This window comes from Pseudomonas alloputida (genome assembly GCF_021283545.2).
GTDB classification, from domain to species: Bacteria; Pseudomonadota; Gammaproteobacteria; order Pseudomonadales; family Pseudomonadaceae; genus Aquipseudomonas; species Aquipseudomonas alloputida.
This window is the reverse complement of the sequence record NZ_CP128540.1, coordinates 516,747-530,850: the sequence shown is the minus strand read 5'-3', so window position 1 is coordinate 530,850 and position 14,104 is coordinate 516,747. Positions and strand designations below refer to the sequence as shown.

The 14,104-nt window shown below is 57.8% G+C and carries 8 protein-coding genes; all 8 read right to left on the bottom strand.

From position 1 onward, the window contains the following. Window positions 1–2: 2 nt before the first annotated feature. The 8 genes from rplC to rpoB all read right to left on the bottom strand — a co-directional run bounded on the left by rplC (window position 3) and on the right by rpoB (window position 14,068). Window positions 3–638, bottom strand: coding sequence for a 50S ribosomal protein L3 (gene rplC, locus LU682_RS02315; RefSeq protein ID WP_003255486.1), 636 nt, complete (start codon window positions 636–638; stop codon window positions 3–5). An 80-nt stretch (window positions 639–718) separates the two neighbouring features. After that, window positions 719–1,030 carry a 30S ribosomal protein S10 gene (gene rpsJ, locus LU682_RS02310; RefSeq protein ID WP_003186070.1) on the bottom strand — a complete coding sequence of 104 codons (312 nt, stop codon included), beginning with the start codon at window positions 1,028–1,030 and terminating at the stop codon, window positions 719–721. A 141-nt stretch (window positions 1,031–1,171) separates the two neighbouring features. Then, on the bottom strand, window positions 1,172–2,365 hold the full coding sequence (gene tuf / locus LU682_RS02305; protein WP_010951775.1) for an elongation factor Tu: 1,194 nt from the start codon (window positions 2,363–2,365) through the stop codon (window positions 1,172–1,174). A gap of 27 nt (window positions 2,366–2,392) precedes the next feature. Then, window positions 2,393–4,540 carry an elongation factor G gene (fusA, locus tag LU682_RS02300; RefSeq protein WP_003255490.1) on the bottom strand — a complete coding sequence of 716 codons (2,148 nt, stop codon included), beginning with the start codon at window positions 4,538–4,540 and terminating at the stop codon, window positions 2,393–2,395. Window positions 4,541–4,570: 30 nt separating this feature from the next. Continuing rightward, window positions 4,571–5,041: a 30S ribosomal protein S7 gene (gene rpsG / locus LU682_RS02295; protein WP_003246741.1), complete on the bottom strand. Its 471-nt coding sequence runs from the start codon at window positions 5,039–5,041 to the stop codon at window positions 4,571–4,573. Window positions 5,042–5,147: 106 nt separating this feature from the next. Then, the gene (gene rpsL, locus LU682_RS02290; RefSeq protein ID WP_003255492.1) at window positions 5,148–5,519 is read right to left on the bottom strand and encodes a 30S ribosomal protein S12; all 372 of its coding nucleotides are present in this window, start codon (window positions 5,517–5,519) and stop codon (window positions 5,148–5,150) included. A 211-nt stretch (window positions 5,520–5,730) separates the two neighbouring features. Beyond that, window positions 5,731–9,930 (bottom strand): DNA-directed RNA polymerase subunit beta', encoded by a 4,200-nt coding sequence (rpoC, locus tag LU682_RS02285; RefSeq protein ID WP_010951774.1) that lies wholly within the window; start codon window positions 9,928–9,930, stop codon window positions 5,731–5,733. Window positions 9,931–9,994: 64 nt separating this feature from the next. After that, a complete protein-coding gene (rpoB, locus tag LU682_RS02280; RefSeq protein WP_003255495.1) occupies window positions 9,995–14,068 on the bottom strand; it encodes a DNA-directed RNA polymerase subunit beta in 4,074 nt (1,357 codons plus the stop codon). Window positions 14,069–14,104 lie beyond the last annotated feature (36 nt).

Sequence of the window (14,104 nt, the reverse complement as noted above, 5' to 3'; positions counted from 1 at the left end):
CCTTAACCGCGAGCCTTGACAGCTGGACGTACAACCACGTCGCCGCCAGTAGCGCCAGGTACGGCACCCTTGATCAGCAGCAGGTTGCGTTCAGCGTCTACGCGAACTACTTCCAGGGACTGAACAGTCACGCGCTCGGCGCCCATGTGACCGGACATTTTCTTGCCCTTGAACACACGACCAGGAGTCTGGCACTGGCCGATGGAACCAGGAACACGGTGCGACACGGAGTTACCGTGGGTGTTGTCCTGACCACGGAAGTTCCAGCGCTTGATGGTACCGGCGAAGCCTTTACCTTTGGACTGACCAGTAACGTCTACCAGCTGGCCTGCAGTGAAGAGTTCAGCTTTGATCAGATCGCCAGCCTGGAAATCGCCTTCTTCAAGACGGAACTCCCAAACACCGCGACCAGCGGCAACGTTGGCCTTGGCGAAGTGGCCTGCCTGAGCGGCAGTCACACGCGAAGCACGACGCTCGCCGACAGTGACTTGCACTGCACGGTAGCCATCGGTTTCTTCAGTTTTGAACTGGGTGACGCGATTCGGCTCGATCTCAATGACCGTGACCGGAATGGAGACACCTTCTTCGGTGAAAATGCGGGTCATACCGCACTTGCGACCGATTACACCAATAGTCATGTTGTAAACCTCATGAGTGTACGGGGCTTTCACCCGCTATGGCCGCCCATTTCAGAGCGTTACACGACTAGACCGAAGTCTTAGCCGAGGCTGATCTGTACTTCCACACCTGCCGCCAGATCAAGCTTCATCAGCGCGTCAACGGTTTTATCCGTTGGCTGGACGATGTCCAGAACACGCTTATGAGTGCGAATCTCGTACTGGTCACGCGCGTCTTTGTTGACGTGCGGGGAGACCAGAACGGTGAAACGCTCTTTGCGGGTAGGCAGTGGAATTGGACCACGCACTTGTGCACCAGTACGTTTCGCGGTTTCCACGATTTCCTGGGTGGATTGGTCGATCAGGCGATGGTCGAAAGCCTTCAACCTGATACGGATTTGCTGATTTTGCATTGGATTTCAGACTCCAGGCTGTTCCCAACGGACGCACTACGCCCGCTAAAAGGAGGCGTGATTCTATAGACGCCCCCAATTAGTGTCAACCCAATAAAAAAAACCCCCGCTGAGCGGGGGTTTTTTCAATCGGTCGAGTGATTACTCGATGATTTTGGCCACAACGCCGGCGCCGACGGTACGACCGCCTTCACGGATAGCGAAGCGCAGACCGTCTTCCATTGCGATGGTCTTGATCAGGGTAACAGTCATCTGAATGTTGTCACCTGGCATTACCATTTCAACGCCTTCCGGCAGTTCGCAGTTACCGGTCACGTCAGTGGTACGGAAGTAGAACTGTGGACGGTAGCCTTTGAAGAACGGAGTGTGACGGCCGCCTTCTTCCTTCGACAGGACGTAGACTTCTGCGGTGAACTTGGTGTGCGGCTTGACCGAACCTGGCTTGACCAGAACCTGGCCACGCTCAACGTCGTCACGCTTGGTACCACGCAGCAGAACGCCGCAGTTCTCGCCAGCACGACCTTCGTCCAGCAGCTTGCGGAACATCTCAACACCGGTGCAGGTGGTGGTGGTGGTGTCACGCAGACCAACGATTTCCAGCGGATCCTGAACGCGGACGATGCCACGCTCGATACGACCGGTAACAACGGTACCACGACCCGAGATCGAGAACACGTCTTCGATCGGCATCAGGAACGGCTGGTCGATGGCACGAACTGGCTCAGGGATGTAGGCATCCAGAGTTTCTACCAGCTTCTTGACAGCGGTAGTGCCCATTTCGTTGTCGTCTTTGCCTTCCAGGGCCATACGAGCGGAACCGATGATGATCGGAGTGTCGTCGCCTGGGAAGTCGTAGGTGGACAGCAGGTCGCGAACTTCCATCTCGACCAGTTCCAGCAGCTCAGCGTCGTCTACCAGGTCGGCCTTGTTCAGGAAGACCACGATGTACGGAACGCCTACCTGACGGGACAGCAGGATGTGCTCACGGGTTTGCGGCATCGGACCATCGGCGGCCGAGCAAACCAGGATCGCGCCGTCCATCTGGGCAGCACCGGTGATCATGTTCTTCACGTAGTCAGCGTGACCTGGGCAGTCAACGTGAGCGTAGTGACGAATGTTCGAGTTGTACTCGACGTGAGCGGTGTTGATGGTGATACCGCGCGCTTTTTCTTCCGGAGCCGAGTCGATCTTGTCGAACTCAACGACTGCCGAACCGAAAACTTCGGAGCAGACGCGAGTCAGAGCTGCGGTCAGAGTGGTCTTACCGTGGTCAACGTGGCCGATGGTGCCGACGTTAACGTGGGGAAGGGAACGATCAAATTTTTCTTTAGCCACGACAGTGAACCTCTTGCCTAAAGGGGATTAGCCTTGTTTTTTAACGAGTGCTTCGACGATGTTCGACGGAGCTTCGGCGTATTTGGAGAATTCCATGGAGTAGCTTGCGCGACCCTGAGACATGGAACGAACGTCGGTTGCGTAACCGAACATCTCTCCGAGCGGTACTTCAGCACGGACGACACGGCCAGAGACCGACTCATCCATACCCTGGACCAGACCACGACGACGGTTCAGGTCACCCATCACGTCACCCAGGTAGTCTTCCGGGGTTACAACTTCGACTTTCATGATCGGCTCGAGAACCACGCCACCGCCCTTCTGGGCCAGTTGCTTGGTCGCCATCGAAGCAGCGATCTTGAACGCCATTTCGTTGGAGTCGACGTCGTGGTACGAACCGTCGAATACCGCGGCCTTCAGGCCGATCAGAGGATAACCGGCAACAACGCCGTTTTTCATCTGCTCTTCGATACCCTTCTGGATCGCAGGGATGTATTCCTTAGGAATCACACCACCAACGACTTCGTTGGAGAACACCAGACCTTCTGTGATGTTGCCCTTGTCGTCCACGTCCGGCTCGGAGAAGCGAACCCAGCAGTGACCGAACTGACCACGACCACCCGACTGACGAACGAACTTGCCTTCGATCTCGACGTTGGATTTGGTGATCTTCTCGCGGTACGAAACCTGCGGCTTGCCGATGTTGGCTTCGACGTTGAATTCGCGCTTCATGCGGTCAACGAGGATGTCCAGGTGCAGCTCACCCATACCGGAGATGATGGTCTGACCGGTTTCTTCATCGGTCTTGACGCGGAACGATGGGTCTTCCTGAGCCAGCTTGCCCAGTGCGATACCCATCTTCTCCTGGTCCTGCTTGGTTTTCGGCTCTACAGAGAGCGAAATCACAGGCTCAGGGAAGTCCATACGCTCAAGGATGATCGGCTTGTCGGCGTTGCACAGGGTATCACCAGTAGTGACGTCCTTCATGCCGATCAGAGCAGCGATGTCGCCTGCACGTACTTCTTTGATCTCTTCACGCTGGTTGGCGTGCATCTGGACCATACGACCAACGCGCTCTTTCTTGCCTTTGACCGAGTTGATGACGGAGTCACCGGAGGTCAGGAAGCCCGAGTAAACGCGAACGAAGGTCAGAGTACCAACGAACGGGTCGGTGGCAATCTTGAAGGCCAGGGCCGAGAACGGCTCGTCGTCGTCAGCATGACGCTCGTCGAACTGCTCTGGCTTGACTTCGTCCTTAGGCACGTCGATCAGGTCAGGGTGGATACCCTTGATCGCAGGGATCTCGGTCGGAGCTGGCAGGAAGTCGATAACGGCGTCGAGAACCAGGGGAACACCCTTGTTCTTGAACGACGAACCGCAGACAGCCGGAACGATCTCGCTGGCCAGGGTGCGCGCGCGCAGGCCTGCCTTGATCTCTTCGACGGACAGCTCACCTTCTTCAAGGTACTTGTTCATCAGCTCTTCGGTGGCTTCGGCGGCGGCTTCAACCATGTTGTTGCGCCATTCGTTAGCCAGCTCGACCATATCCGCAGGAATTTCTTCCTCGCGGTAGGTAGTACCCTTGTCGTCGTCGTTCCAGTAGATAGCCTTCATCTTGATCAGGTCAACCTGACCCTGGAAGTTATCTTCCGAACCGATGGCCAGCTGAACAGGAACCGGAGTGTGACCCAGACGGTTCTTGATCTGACCTACGACGCGCAGGAAGTTTGCACCAGCACGGTCCATCTTGTTCACGTAAACAACACGCGGAACGCCGTACTTGTTGGCCTGACGCCATACGGTTTCGGACTGCGGCTCAACGCCGGAGGTGCCACAGAACACAACGACCGCGCCGTCGAGTACACGCAGCGAACGCTCTACTTCAATGGTGAAGTCAACGTGGCCAGGGGTATCGATAACGTTTACGCGGTAGTTGTCATACTGACCACGGGAACCTTTCCAGAAGGTGGTAACGGCAGCGGAGGTAATGGTGATACCCCGCTCCTGCTCCTGCACCATCCAGTCGGTGGTCGCGGCGCCGTCATGCACCTCGCCCATTTTGTGGCTCAGACCTGTGTAGAACAGGATCCGCTCGGTAGTGGTGGTCTTGCCCGCGTCAACGTGGGCACAGATACCAATGTTACGGTAGCGGTTAATTGCTGTAGTACGAGCCATAAAGCCCTCGCAAAAAGATTGATGCTTGAATTAGAAGCGGTAGTGCGAGAACGCTTTGTTGGCTTCAGCCATACGGTGAACGTCTTCACGCTTCTTGACTGCAGCACCCTTGCCTTCGGCAGCATCCAGCAGTTCGCCGGCCAGACGCAGAGCCATCGACTTCTCGCCGCGCTTGCGGGCGTAGTCTACGAGCCAGCGCATTGCCAGAGCGTTACGACGGGATGGACGAACTTCAACCGGGACCTGGTAAGTGGCACCGCCGACACGACGGGACTTTACTTCGACCAGCGGAGCGATGGCGTCGAGAGCTTTCTCGAAGATTTCCAGGGGGTCGCTGTTCTTGCGTGCTTTGACGGTATCCAGGGCACCGTAAACGATGCGCTCGGCTACGGCCTTCTTGCCGCTTTCCATCACGTGGTTCATGAACTTCGCGAGAATCTGGGATCCGTACTTCGGATCGTCAAGGATCTCACGTTTTGCTGCTACACGACGTCTTGGCATGATAAGCCCTCAAACGGTCTTCAGGTTAGCCCGGGACGTGGGTCTTCGACCCCTGCCCGACCTTACTCTTATCGACTCAAAAAAATGGATGTCTGCAAACGACCGATTACTTCGGACGCTTGGTACCGTACTTCGAACGACCCTGGTTACGGCCTTTAACGCCCGAAGTATCCAGAGAGCCGCGAACGGTGTGGTAACGAACACCTGGCAAGTCTTTTACACGGCCGCCACGAATCAGGACGACGCTGTGCTCTTGCAGGTTGTGGCCTTCACCACCGATGTACGAGGAAACCTCGAAACCGTTGGTCAGACGCACACGGCATACTTTACGCAGTGCCGAGTTAGGTTTTTTCGGCGTGGTGGTGTACACACGGGTGCACACGCCACGACGCTGCGGGCAGTTCTGCAGCGCAGGAACGTCGGACTTCTCGACCGAACGCTTACGCGGCTGACGTACCAGCTGGTTGATAGTTGCCATCTACTAGCTCCACTGATTGTCTTGCGACTCTATTGTCTTGCAAGAAAGCCAAAAATTGGCGAGACGGAGCCTCACCAAATTTAAGGGTACAAAAGTCTAAAGAGGATCTTGCACCCAGTCAAGACGAGGCCCCGGCCCTCCCCGCCCGATCATCGGCAACATTTCATGTCGCCGATGATCGCCCGAGGCTTGCCGGGGCCTTGCCCTGTACTTAATTACCGCTGGAATTCAGCGCTTCGGTCAGTGCAGCTTCCACTTCACTGGCGCTTACACGCAGCGGTTTGTCGGCATCACGGCGACGCTTGCGCTCGCTGTGGTAGGCCAGACCAGTACCGGCCGGGATCAGACGACCCACGACCACGTTCTCTTTCAGGCCGCGCAGGTAGTCGCGCTTGCCGGTTACCGCCGCTTCGGTCAGTACGCGGGTTGTTTCCTGGAAGGAAGCCGCGGAGATGAACGACTCGGTGGACAGCGAGGCCTTGGTGATACCCAGCAGCACTCGGGTGAACTTGGAGATGAACTTGTCCTCGCTAGCGAGACGCTCGTTCTCTACCAGCACCTGGGTCAGTTCCATCTGGTCGCCCTTGATGAAGCTGGAATCGCCCGACTCGGAGATCTCAACCTTGCGCAGCATCTGACGCAGAATGGTCTCGATGTGCTTGTCGTTGATCTTCACGCCTTGCAGACGGTAAACGTCCTGGATCTCGTTGACGATGTACTTCGCCAGCGCACTCACACCCAGCAGACGCAGGATGTCATGCGGATCGCTCGGGCCGTCGGAGATAACTTCACCGCGGTTTACCTGTTCACCTTCGAAGACGTTCAGGTGGCGCCACTTCGGAATCAGCTCTTCGTACGGTTCGCTACCGTCGGTCGGAGTGATCACCAGGCGACGCTTGCCCTTGGTCTCTTTACCGAATGCGATGGTGCCGCTGACTTCAGCCAGAATCGAGGCTTCTTTCGGACGACGCGCTTCGAACAGGTCGGCAACGCGTGGCAGACCACCGGTAATGTCACGGGTCTTCGACGTCTCTTGCGGGATACGCGCGATAACGTCACCAACACCGATCTGAGCACCGTCAGCCACACCGACAAGGGCGTTGGCCGGCAGGAAGTACTGGGCAGGTACGTCAGTACCTGGCAGGTACAGATCCTTGCCTGCAGCATCGACCATCTTGATTGCCGGACGGATTTCCTTGCCTGCGGCAGGGCGATCCTTGACGTCCAGTACTTCAATGTTGGTCAAGCCGGTCAGTTCGTCGGTCTGACGCTTGATGGTGATGTTTTCTTCCATGCCCACGAAGGTCACGGTACCTTTCAGCTCGGTAACGATCGGGTGGGTGTGTGGGTCCCACTTGGCGACGATGGCGCCAGCTTCGACCTTTTCACCTTCCTTGACCGAAATCACCGCACCGTAAGGCAGCTTGTAGCGCTCACGCTCACGACCGAACTCGTCAGCAATCGCCAACTCACCCGAACGCGATACGGCAACCAGGTTACCGTCGGCACGCTCAACCTGCTTCAGGTTGTGCAGACGCACCATACCGCCATTCTTAACCTGGACGCTGTCGGCAGCCGAGGTACGGCTTGCAGCACCACCGATGTGGAACGTACGCATGGTCAGCTGGGTACCCGGCTCACCGATCGACTGGGCAGCGATAACGCCGACAGCCTCACCGATGTTCACCTGGTGACCACGAGCCAGATCACGACCGTAGCACTTGGCGCAAATGCCGTAGCGGGTTTCGCAGTTGATCGGCGAACGCACGATCACTTCGTCGATGCTGTTCAGCTCGATGAACTCGACCCACTGCTCGTCGACCAAGGTACCGGCCGGAACGATAACGTCCTCGGTGCCTGGCTTGAATACGTCACGGGCGATGACACGACCCAATACACGCTCACCCAGTGGCTCTACAACGTCGCCGCCTTCGATGTGTGGCGTCATCACCAGGCCCTGATCGGTGCCGCAGTCGATCTCGGTCACTACCAGATCCTGGGCAACGTCCACCAGACGACGAGTCAGGTAACCGGAGTTAGCGGTTTTCAGTGCGGTATCCGCCAGACCCTTACGAGCACCGTGAGTCGAGATGAAGTACTGAAGTACGCTCAGACCTTCACGGAAGTTCGCGGTGATCGGCGTCTCGATGATGGAACCGTCCGGCTTGGCCATCAGACCACGCATACCGGCCAGCTGACGGATCTGGGCTGCGGAACCCCGCGCACCCGAGTCAGCCATCATGTACATCGAGTTGAAGGACTCTTGCTCGACTTCCTTGCCTTCGCGGTCGATGACCTTCTCTTTCGAGAGGTTGGCCATCATCGCCTTGGACACTTCGTCGTTCGCCTTCGACCACAAGTCGATGACCTTGTTGTACTTCTCGCCCTGGGTTACCAGGCCGGAGGCGTACTGGCTCTCGATTTCCTTCACTTCATCGGTAGCGTTACCGATGATGCGGGCTTTCTCGTCCGGGATAACGAAGTCGTTAACACCGATGGAAACGCCGGAAATGGTCGAGTATGCGAAACCGGTGTACATCAGTTGGTCGGCGAAGATAACGGTCTCTTTCAGACCAACCACGCGGTAGCACTGGTTGATCAGCTTGGAGATCGCCTTTTTCTTCATCGGCTGGTTGACCACGTCATACGGCAGACCTGCCGGCACAACCTGGAACAGCAGCGCACGGCCGACGGTGGTGTCAACGATGCGGGTGTTCTTGACCACCGAGCCATCACGCTCTTTCACGGTTTCGTTGATACGAACCTTGATTTTCGCGTGCAGGGCGGCTTCGCCGGCGCGGAATACGCGGTCGACTTCCTGCAGGTCGGCGAACACGCGACCTTCGCCCTTGGCATTGATGGCTTCCCGGGTCATGTAGTACAGACCCAGTACAACGTCCTGCGACGGAACGATGATTGGCTCACCGTTGGCTGGCGACAGGATGTTGTTGGTCGACATCATCAGCGCACGCGCTTCGAGCTGGGCTTCCAGGGTCAGCGGCACGTGAACGGCCATCTGGTCACCGTCGAAGTCGGCGTTGTACGCAGCACAGACCAGCGGGTGCAGCTGAATAGCCTTACCTTCGATCAGTACGGGTTCAAACGCCTGGATACCCAGACGGTGAAGGGTCGGTGCACGGTTGAGCAGTACGGGGTGTTCGCGAATCACTTCAGCGAGAACGTCCCACACCTCTGGCAGCTCGCGCTCGACCATCTTCTTGGCAGCCTTGATGGTGGTCGCCAGACCACGCATTTCCAGCTTGCCGAAAATGAACGGCTTGAACAGCTCGAGGGCCATCTTCTTCGGCAGACCGCACTGGTGCAGACGCAGGGTCGGACCTACGGTAATTACCGAACGGCCGGAGTAGTCAACACGCTTACCGAGCAAGTTCTGACGGAAACGACCTTGCTTACCTTTGATCATGTCGGCCAGGGACTTCAGCGGACGCTTGTTCGAGCCAGTGATGGCGCGACCACGACGGCCGTTGTCCAGCAGAGCGTCAACCGCTTCCTGCAGCATGCGCTTTTCGTTGCGCACGATGATGTCCGGCGCCGACAGATCCAGCAGGCGCTTCAGACGGTTGTTACGGTTGATCACCCGGCGATACAGGTCGTTCAGGTCGGAAGTCGCGAAACGGCCACCATCCAGCGGAACCAGCGGACGCAGGTCCGGCGGCAGCACTGGCAGGACGGTCAGGACCATCCACTCAGGCAGGTTGCCCGAGCCCTGGAAAGCTTCCATCAGCTTCAGACGCTTGGAAAGCTTCTTGATCTTGGTTTCCGAGTTGGTCTGCGGAATTTCTTCGCGCAGGCGGCCGATCTCGTGCTCCAGGTCGATAGCGTGCAGCAGCTCGCGGACAGCCTCGGCCCCCATACGGGCATCGAAGTCGTCACCGAACTCTTCCAGCGCTTCGAAGTACTGCTCGTCGTTCAGCAGCTGGCCCTTTTCCAGGGTAGTCATGCCCGGGTCGATAACGACATAGCTCTCGAAGTAGAGCACGCGCTCGATATCACGCAGGGTCATGTCCATCAGCAAGCCGATACGGGACGGCAGCGACTTCAGGAACCAGATGTGGGCAACCGGCGAGGCCAGCTCGATGTGCGCCATGCGCTCACGACGAACCTTCGCCAGGGCAACTTCAACGCCGCACTTCTCGCAGATTACGCCGCGGTGCTTGAGGCGCTTGTACTTGCCGCACAGGCACTCGTAGTCCTTGACTGGGCCAAAGATCTTGGCGCAGAACAGGCCGTCACGCTCAGGCTTGAACGTACGGTAGTTGATGGTTTCCGGCTTCTTAACTTCACCGAACGACCACGAACGGATCATTTCAGGCGACGCCAGACCGATGCGGATGGCGTCGAACTCTTCGACTTGACCCTGGTTTTTCAGCAAATTCAGTAGGTCTTTCAAGGCCTTTCCTCCTGGCGGAGCAGGGAGCGGGCATTACCTGCCCCACTCCCCTTCGCGTCACGTGTTATTCGGTTTCCAGATCGATATCGATACCGAGCGAACGGATCTCTTTGATCAACACGTTGAAGGACTCGGGCATGCCCGGCTCCATACGGTGATCGCCATCCACGATGTTCTTGTACATCTTGGTACGGCCGTTCACGTCGTCCGACTTCACTGTGAGCATTTCTTGCAGGGTGTATGCCGCGCCGTATGCTTCCAGCGCCCACACTTCCATCTCCCCGAAACGCTGACCACCGAACTGCGCCTTACCACCCAGCGGCTGCTGGGTAACCAGGCTGTAGGAACCAGTGGAACGCGCGTGCATCTTGTCGTCCACCAAGTGGTTCAGCTTGAGCATGTACATGTAACCAACGGTCACAGGACGCTCGAACTTGTTGCCGGTACGGCCATCGAACAGCACCATCTGGCCGCTCTCTGGCAGGTCGGCCAGCTTCAGCATGGCCTTGATCTCGCGCTCCTTGGCACCATCGAAGACCGGGGTAGCCATAGGCACGCCTTTCTTCAGGTTGTTAGCCAGGGCCAGGATTTCTTCGTCGGTGAACTCGTCGAGGTTTTCCTGACGACCGCCGATCTCGTTGTAGACCTCGGTCAGGAACACGCGCAGCTCAGCGGCTTTACGCTGCTCTTCGAGCATGCGGTCGATCTTCTCGCCCAGACCCTTGGCCGCGAGGCCCAGGTGGGTTTCAAGGATCTGACCAACGTTCATACGCGAAGGTACACCCAGCGGGTTCAGTACGACGTCAACCGGAGTACCGTTGGCATCGTGCGGCATGTCTTCAACCGGCATGATGACCGAGACGACACCCTTGTTACCGTGACGACCGGCCATCTTGTCACCCGGCTGGATGCGGCGGCGGATTGCAAGGTAAACCTTGACGATCTTCAGTACGCCCGGTGCCAGGTCATCGCCCTGCTGCAGCTTGCGCTTCTTGTCTTCGAACTTGTCGTCCAGCAGACGGCGACGGTCGACGATGTACTGCTGAGCCTTTTCCAGCTGCTCGTTCAGTGCATCTTCAGCCATGCGCAGTTTGAACCACTGGCCGTGCTCCAGACCGTCCAGCACCTCGTCAGTGATCACGGTGCCTTTCTTCAGGCCCGCACCACCATCAACTACCTGGCCGTTCAGGGCAGAACGCAGACGCTCGAAGGTCGCACCTTCAACAATGCGGAACTCTTCGTTGAGGTCCTTGCGGATCTCGTCGAGCTGCATCTTCTCGATGGCCAGCGCGCGGCTATCGCGCTCCACGCCATCACGGGTGAAGACCTGTACGTCGATGACAGTACCCTTGGTGCCGGTTGGCACACGCAGGGAGGTGTCCTTAACGTCGCTGGCCTTCTCACCGAAGATTGCGCGCAGCAGTTTTTCTTCCGGAGTCAGCTGGGTTTCGCCTTTTGGCGTGACCTTGCCAACCAGGATGTCGCCAGCGCCAACTTCAGCACCTACGTAAACGATACCGGCTTCGTCCAGCTTGTTCAGTGCGGCTTCACCCACGTTCGGGATGTCCGCAGTGATTTCCTCTGGGCCGAGCTTGGTGTCACGCGCCACACAGGTCAGTTCCTGAATGTGGATGGTGGTGAAGCGATCTTCCTGAACAACACGCTCGGACAGGCAGATGGAGTCTTCGAAGTTGAAGCCGTTCCACGCCATGAACGCGATGCGCATGTTCTGACCCAGAGCCAGCTCACCCATGTCGGTGGACGGGCCGTCGGCCATGATGTCACCACGCTGAACCTTGTCACCCTTGCTCACCAGCGGACGCTGGTTGATGCAGGTGTTCTGGTTCGAACGGGTGTACTTGGTCAGGTTGTAGATATCCACACCCGCTTCGCCGGTTTCCACTTCGTCGTCGGCAACGCGAACAACGATACGGCTGGCGTCGACCGAGTCGATCACACCACCGCGGCGAGCAACCACGCAGACACCGGAGTCACGGGCAACGTTGCGCTCCATGCCGGTACCTACCAGCGGCTTGTCGGCACGCAGGGTCGGTACAGCCTGACGCTGCATGTTCGAACCCATCAACGCACGGTTGGCGTCGTCGTGCTCGAGGAACGGAATCAGCGACGCTGCAACGGAAACAACCTGCTTCGGCGAAACGTCCATCAGGGTGACGTCTTCCGGCGCCTTGACGGTGAATTCGTTCAGGTGACGAACTGCTACCAGCTCATCGATCAGTTGCTTCTTGTCGTTCATCGCGGCCGAAGCCTGTGCGATGACGTGATCTGCCTCTTCGATTGCCGACAGGAACACGATGTCGTCGCTGACAACGCCTTCCTTCACCACGCGGTACGGGCTTTCCAGGAAGCCGTACTGGTTGGTGCGGGCATAGGCCGCCAGGGAGTTGATCAGACCGATGTTCGGACCTTCAGGGGTCTCGATCGGGCACACACGGCCATAGTGGGTCGGGTGTACGTCACGGACTTCGAAGCCGGCACGCTCACGGGTCAGACCGCCAGGGCCGAGTGCGGAGACGCGGCGCTTGTGGGTAATCTCCGAGAGAGGGTTGTTCTGGTCCATGAACTGGGACAGCTGGCTGGAACCGAAGAACTCTTTCACCGCTGCCGCTACCGGCTTGGCGTTGATCAGGTCTTGCGGCATCAGGCCTTCGCTTTCCGCCATCGACAGGCGTTCCTTGACCGCGCGCTCGACACGCACCAGGCCAACGCGGAACTGGTTCTCGGCCATCTCGCCGACGCACCGTACGCGACGGTTACCCAGGTGGTCGATGTCGTCGACGATGCCTTTGCCGTTACGGATATCGACCAGGGTCTTCAGAACCTCGACGATGTCTTCCTTGCTCAGCACGCCCGAACCCTCGATCTCGGTACGACCGATACGACGGTTGAACTTCATGCGGCCTACGGCGGACAGATCGTAACGCTCGGCACTGAAGAACAGGTTGTTGAACAGGGTCTCGGCTGCGTCCTTGGTTGGCGGCTCGCCTGGACGCATCATGCGGTAGATCTCGACCAGCGCTTCCAGTTGGTTGCTGGTGGTGTCGATCTTCAGAGTGTCAGAGATGAACGGACCGCAATCGATGTCGTTGGTGTACAGGGTCTCGATACGGACAACCTGCGCCTTGGCGACCTTGATCAGCAGCTCGGTAGTCATCTCGGTGTTGCATTCGGCGAGAATTTCGCCGGTAGCCGGATGCACGATAGCCTTGGCGGTAGTGCGGCCCAGGACGTATTCCATTGGAACGTCCAGTTGCTTGACGCCGGCCTTCTCGAGCTGGTTGATGTGGCGCGCGGTAATACGGCGGCCTTGCTCGACGATGACTTTGCCGGTTTCGTCATGGATGTCCATGACTGCAACTTCACCACGCAGACGCTGCGGTACCAGTTCCAGGCTGAGTTTTTCGCCGGAAATGTGGAACACGTTGGTGGTGTAGAAGGTGTTCAGCACTTCTTCAGTGCTGTAACCCAGGGCGCGCAGCAGCACCGAGGCCGGCAGTTTGCGGCGCCGGTCGATACGCACGAACACGCAGTCCTTCGGGTCGAACTCGAAGTCCAGCCAGGAACCGCGGTAAGGGATGATGCGAGCGGAGTACAGCAGCTTGCCCGAGCTGTGGGTCTTGCCACGGTCGTGGTCGAAGAACACACCAGGCGAACGGTGCAGCTGGGAAACGATCACACGCTCGGTACCGTTGATAACGAAGGTACCGTTCTCAGTCATCAGGGGGATTTCACCCATGTAGACTTCTTGCTCTTTGATGTCCTTGATCGCTTTGTTCGACGATTCCTTGTCGAAGATGATCAGGCGCACCTTGACCCGCAGTGGGACCGCGAAGGTCACGCCACGCAGGACACATTCCTTCACATCGAAGGCGGGTTCGCCCAGGCGATAGCCTACGTACTCCAGGGCAGCATTGCCGGAGTAGCTGATGATCGGGAATACCGATTTGAAGGCCGCGTGCAGGCCGACGTCGCGGAAGTGATCCTTGGATGCTCCCGCTTGCAGGAATTCGCGATACGAATCCAGCTGGATGGCCAGGAGGTAAGGCACATCCATGACGTCCGGCAACTTGCTAAAGTCCTTGCGGATACGTTTTTTCTCAGTGTATGAGTAAGCCATCAGCGTTCCCCAGCTTGGTCACCTGCTTGTTTGGCT

Coding starts and splice junctions, on each gene's coding strand:
- rplC (WP_003255486.1), bottom strand. CDS start 638: ATGACTATTGGTGTAATCGGTCGCAAGTGCGGTATGACCCGCATTTTC.
- rpsJ (WP_003186070.1), bottom strand. CDS start 1,030: ATGCAAAATCAGCAAATCCGTATCAGGTTGAAGGCTTTCGACCATCGC.
- fusA (WP_003255490.1), bottom strand. CDS start 4,540: ATGGCTCGTACTACAGCAATTAACCGCTACCGTAACATTGGTATCTGT.
- rpsG (WP_003246741.1), bottom strand. CDS start 5,041: ATGCCAAGACGTCGTGTAGCAGCAAAACGTGAGATCCTTGACGATCCG.
- rpsL (WP_003255492.1), bottom strand. CDS start 5,519: ATGGCAACTATCAACCAGCTGGTACGTCAGCCGCGTAAGCGTTCGGTC.
- rpoB (WP_003255495.1), bottom strand. CDS start 14,068: ATGGCTTACTCATACACTGAGAAAAAACGTATCCGCAAGGACTTTAGC.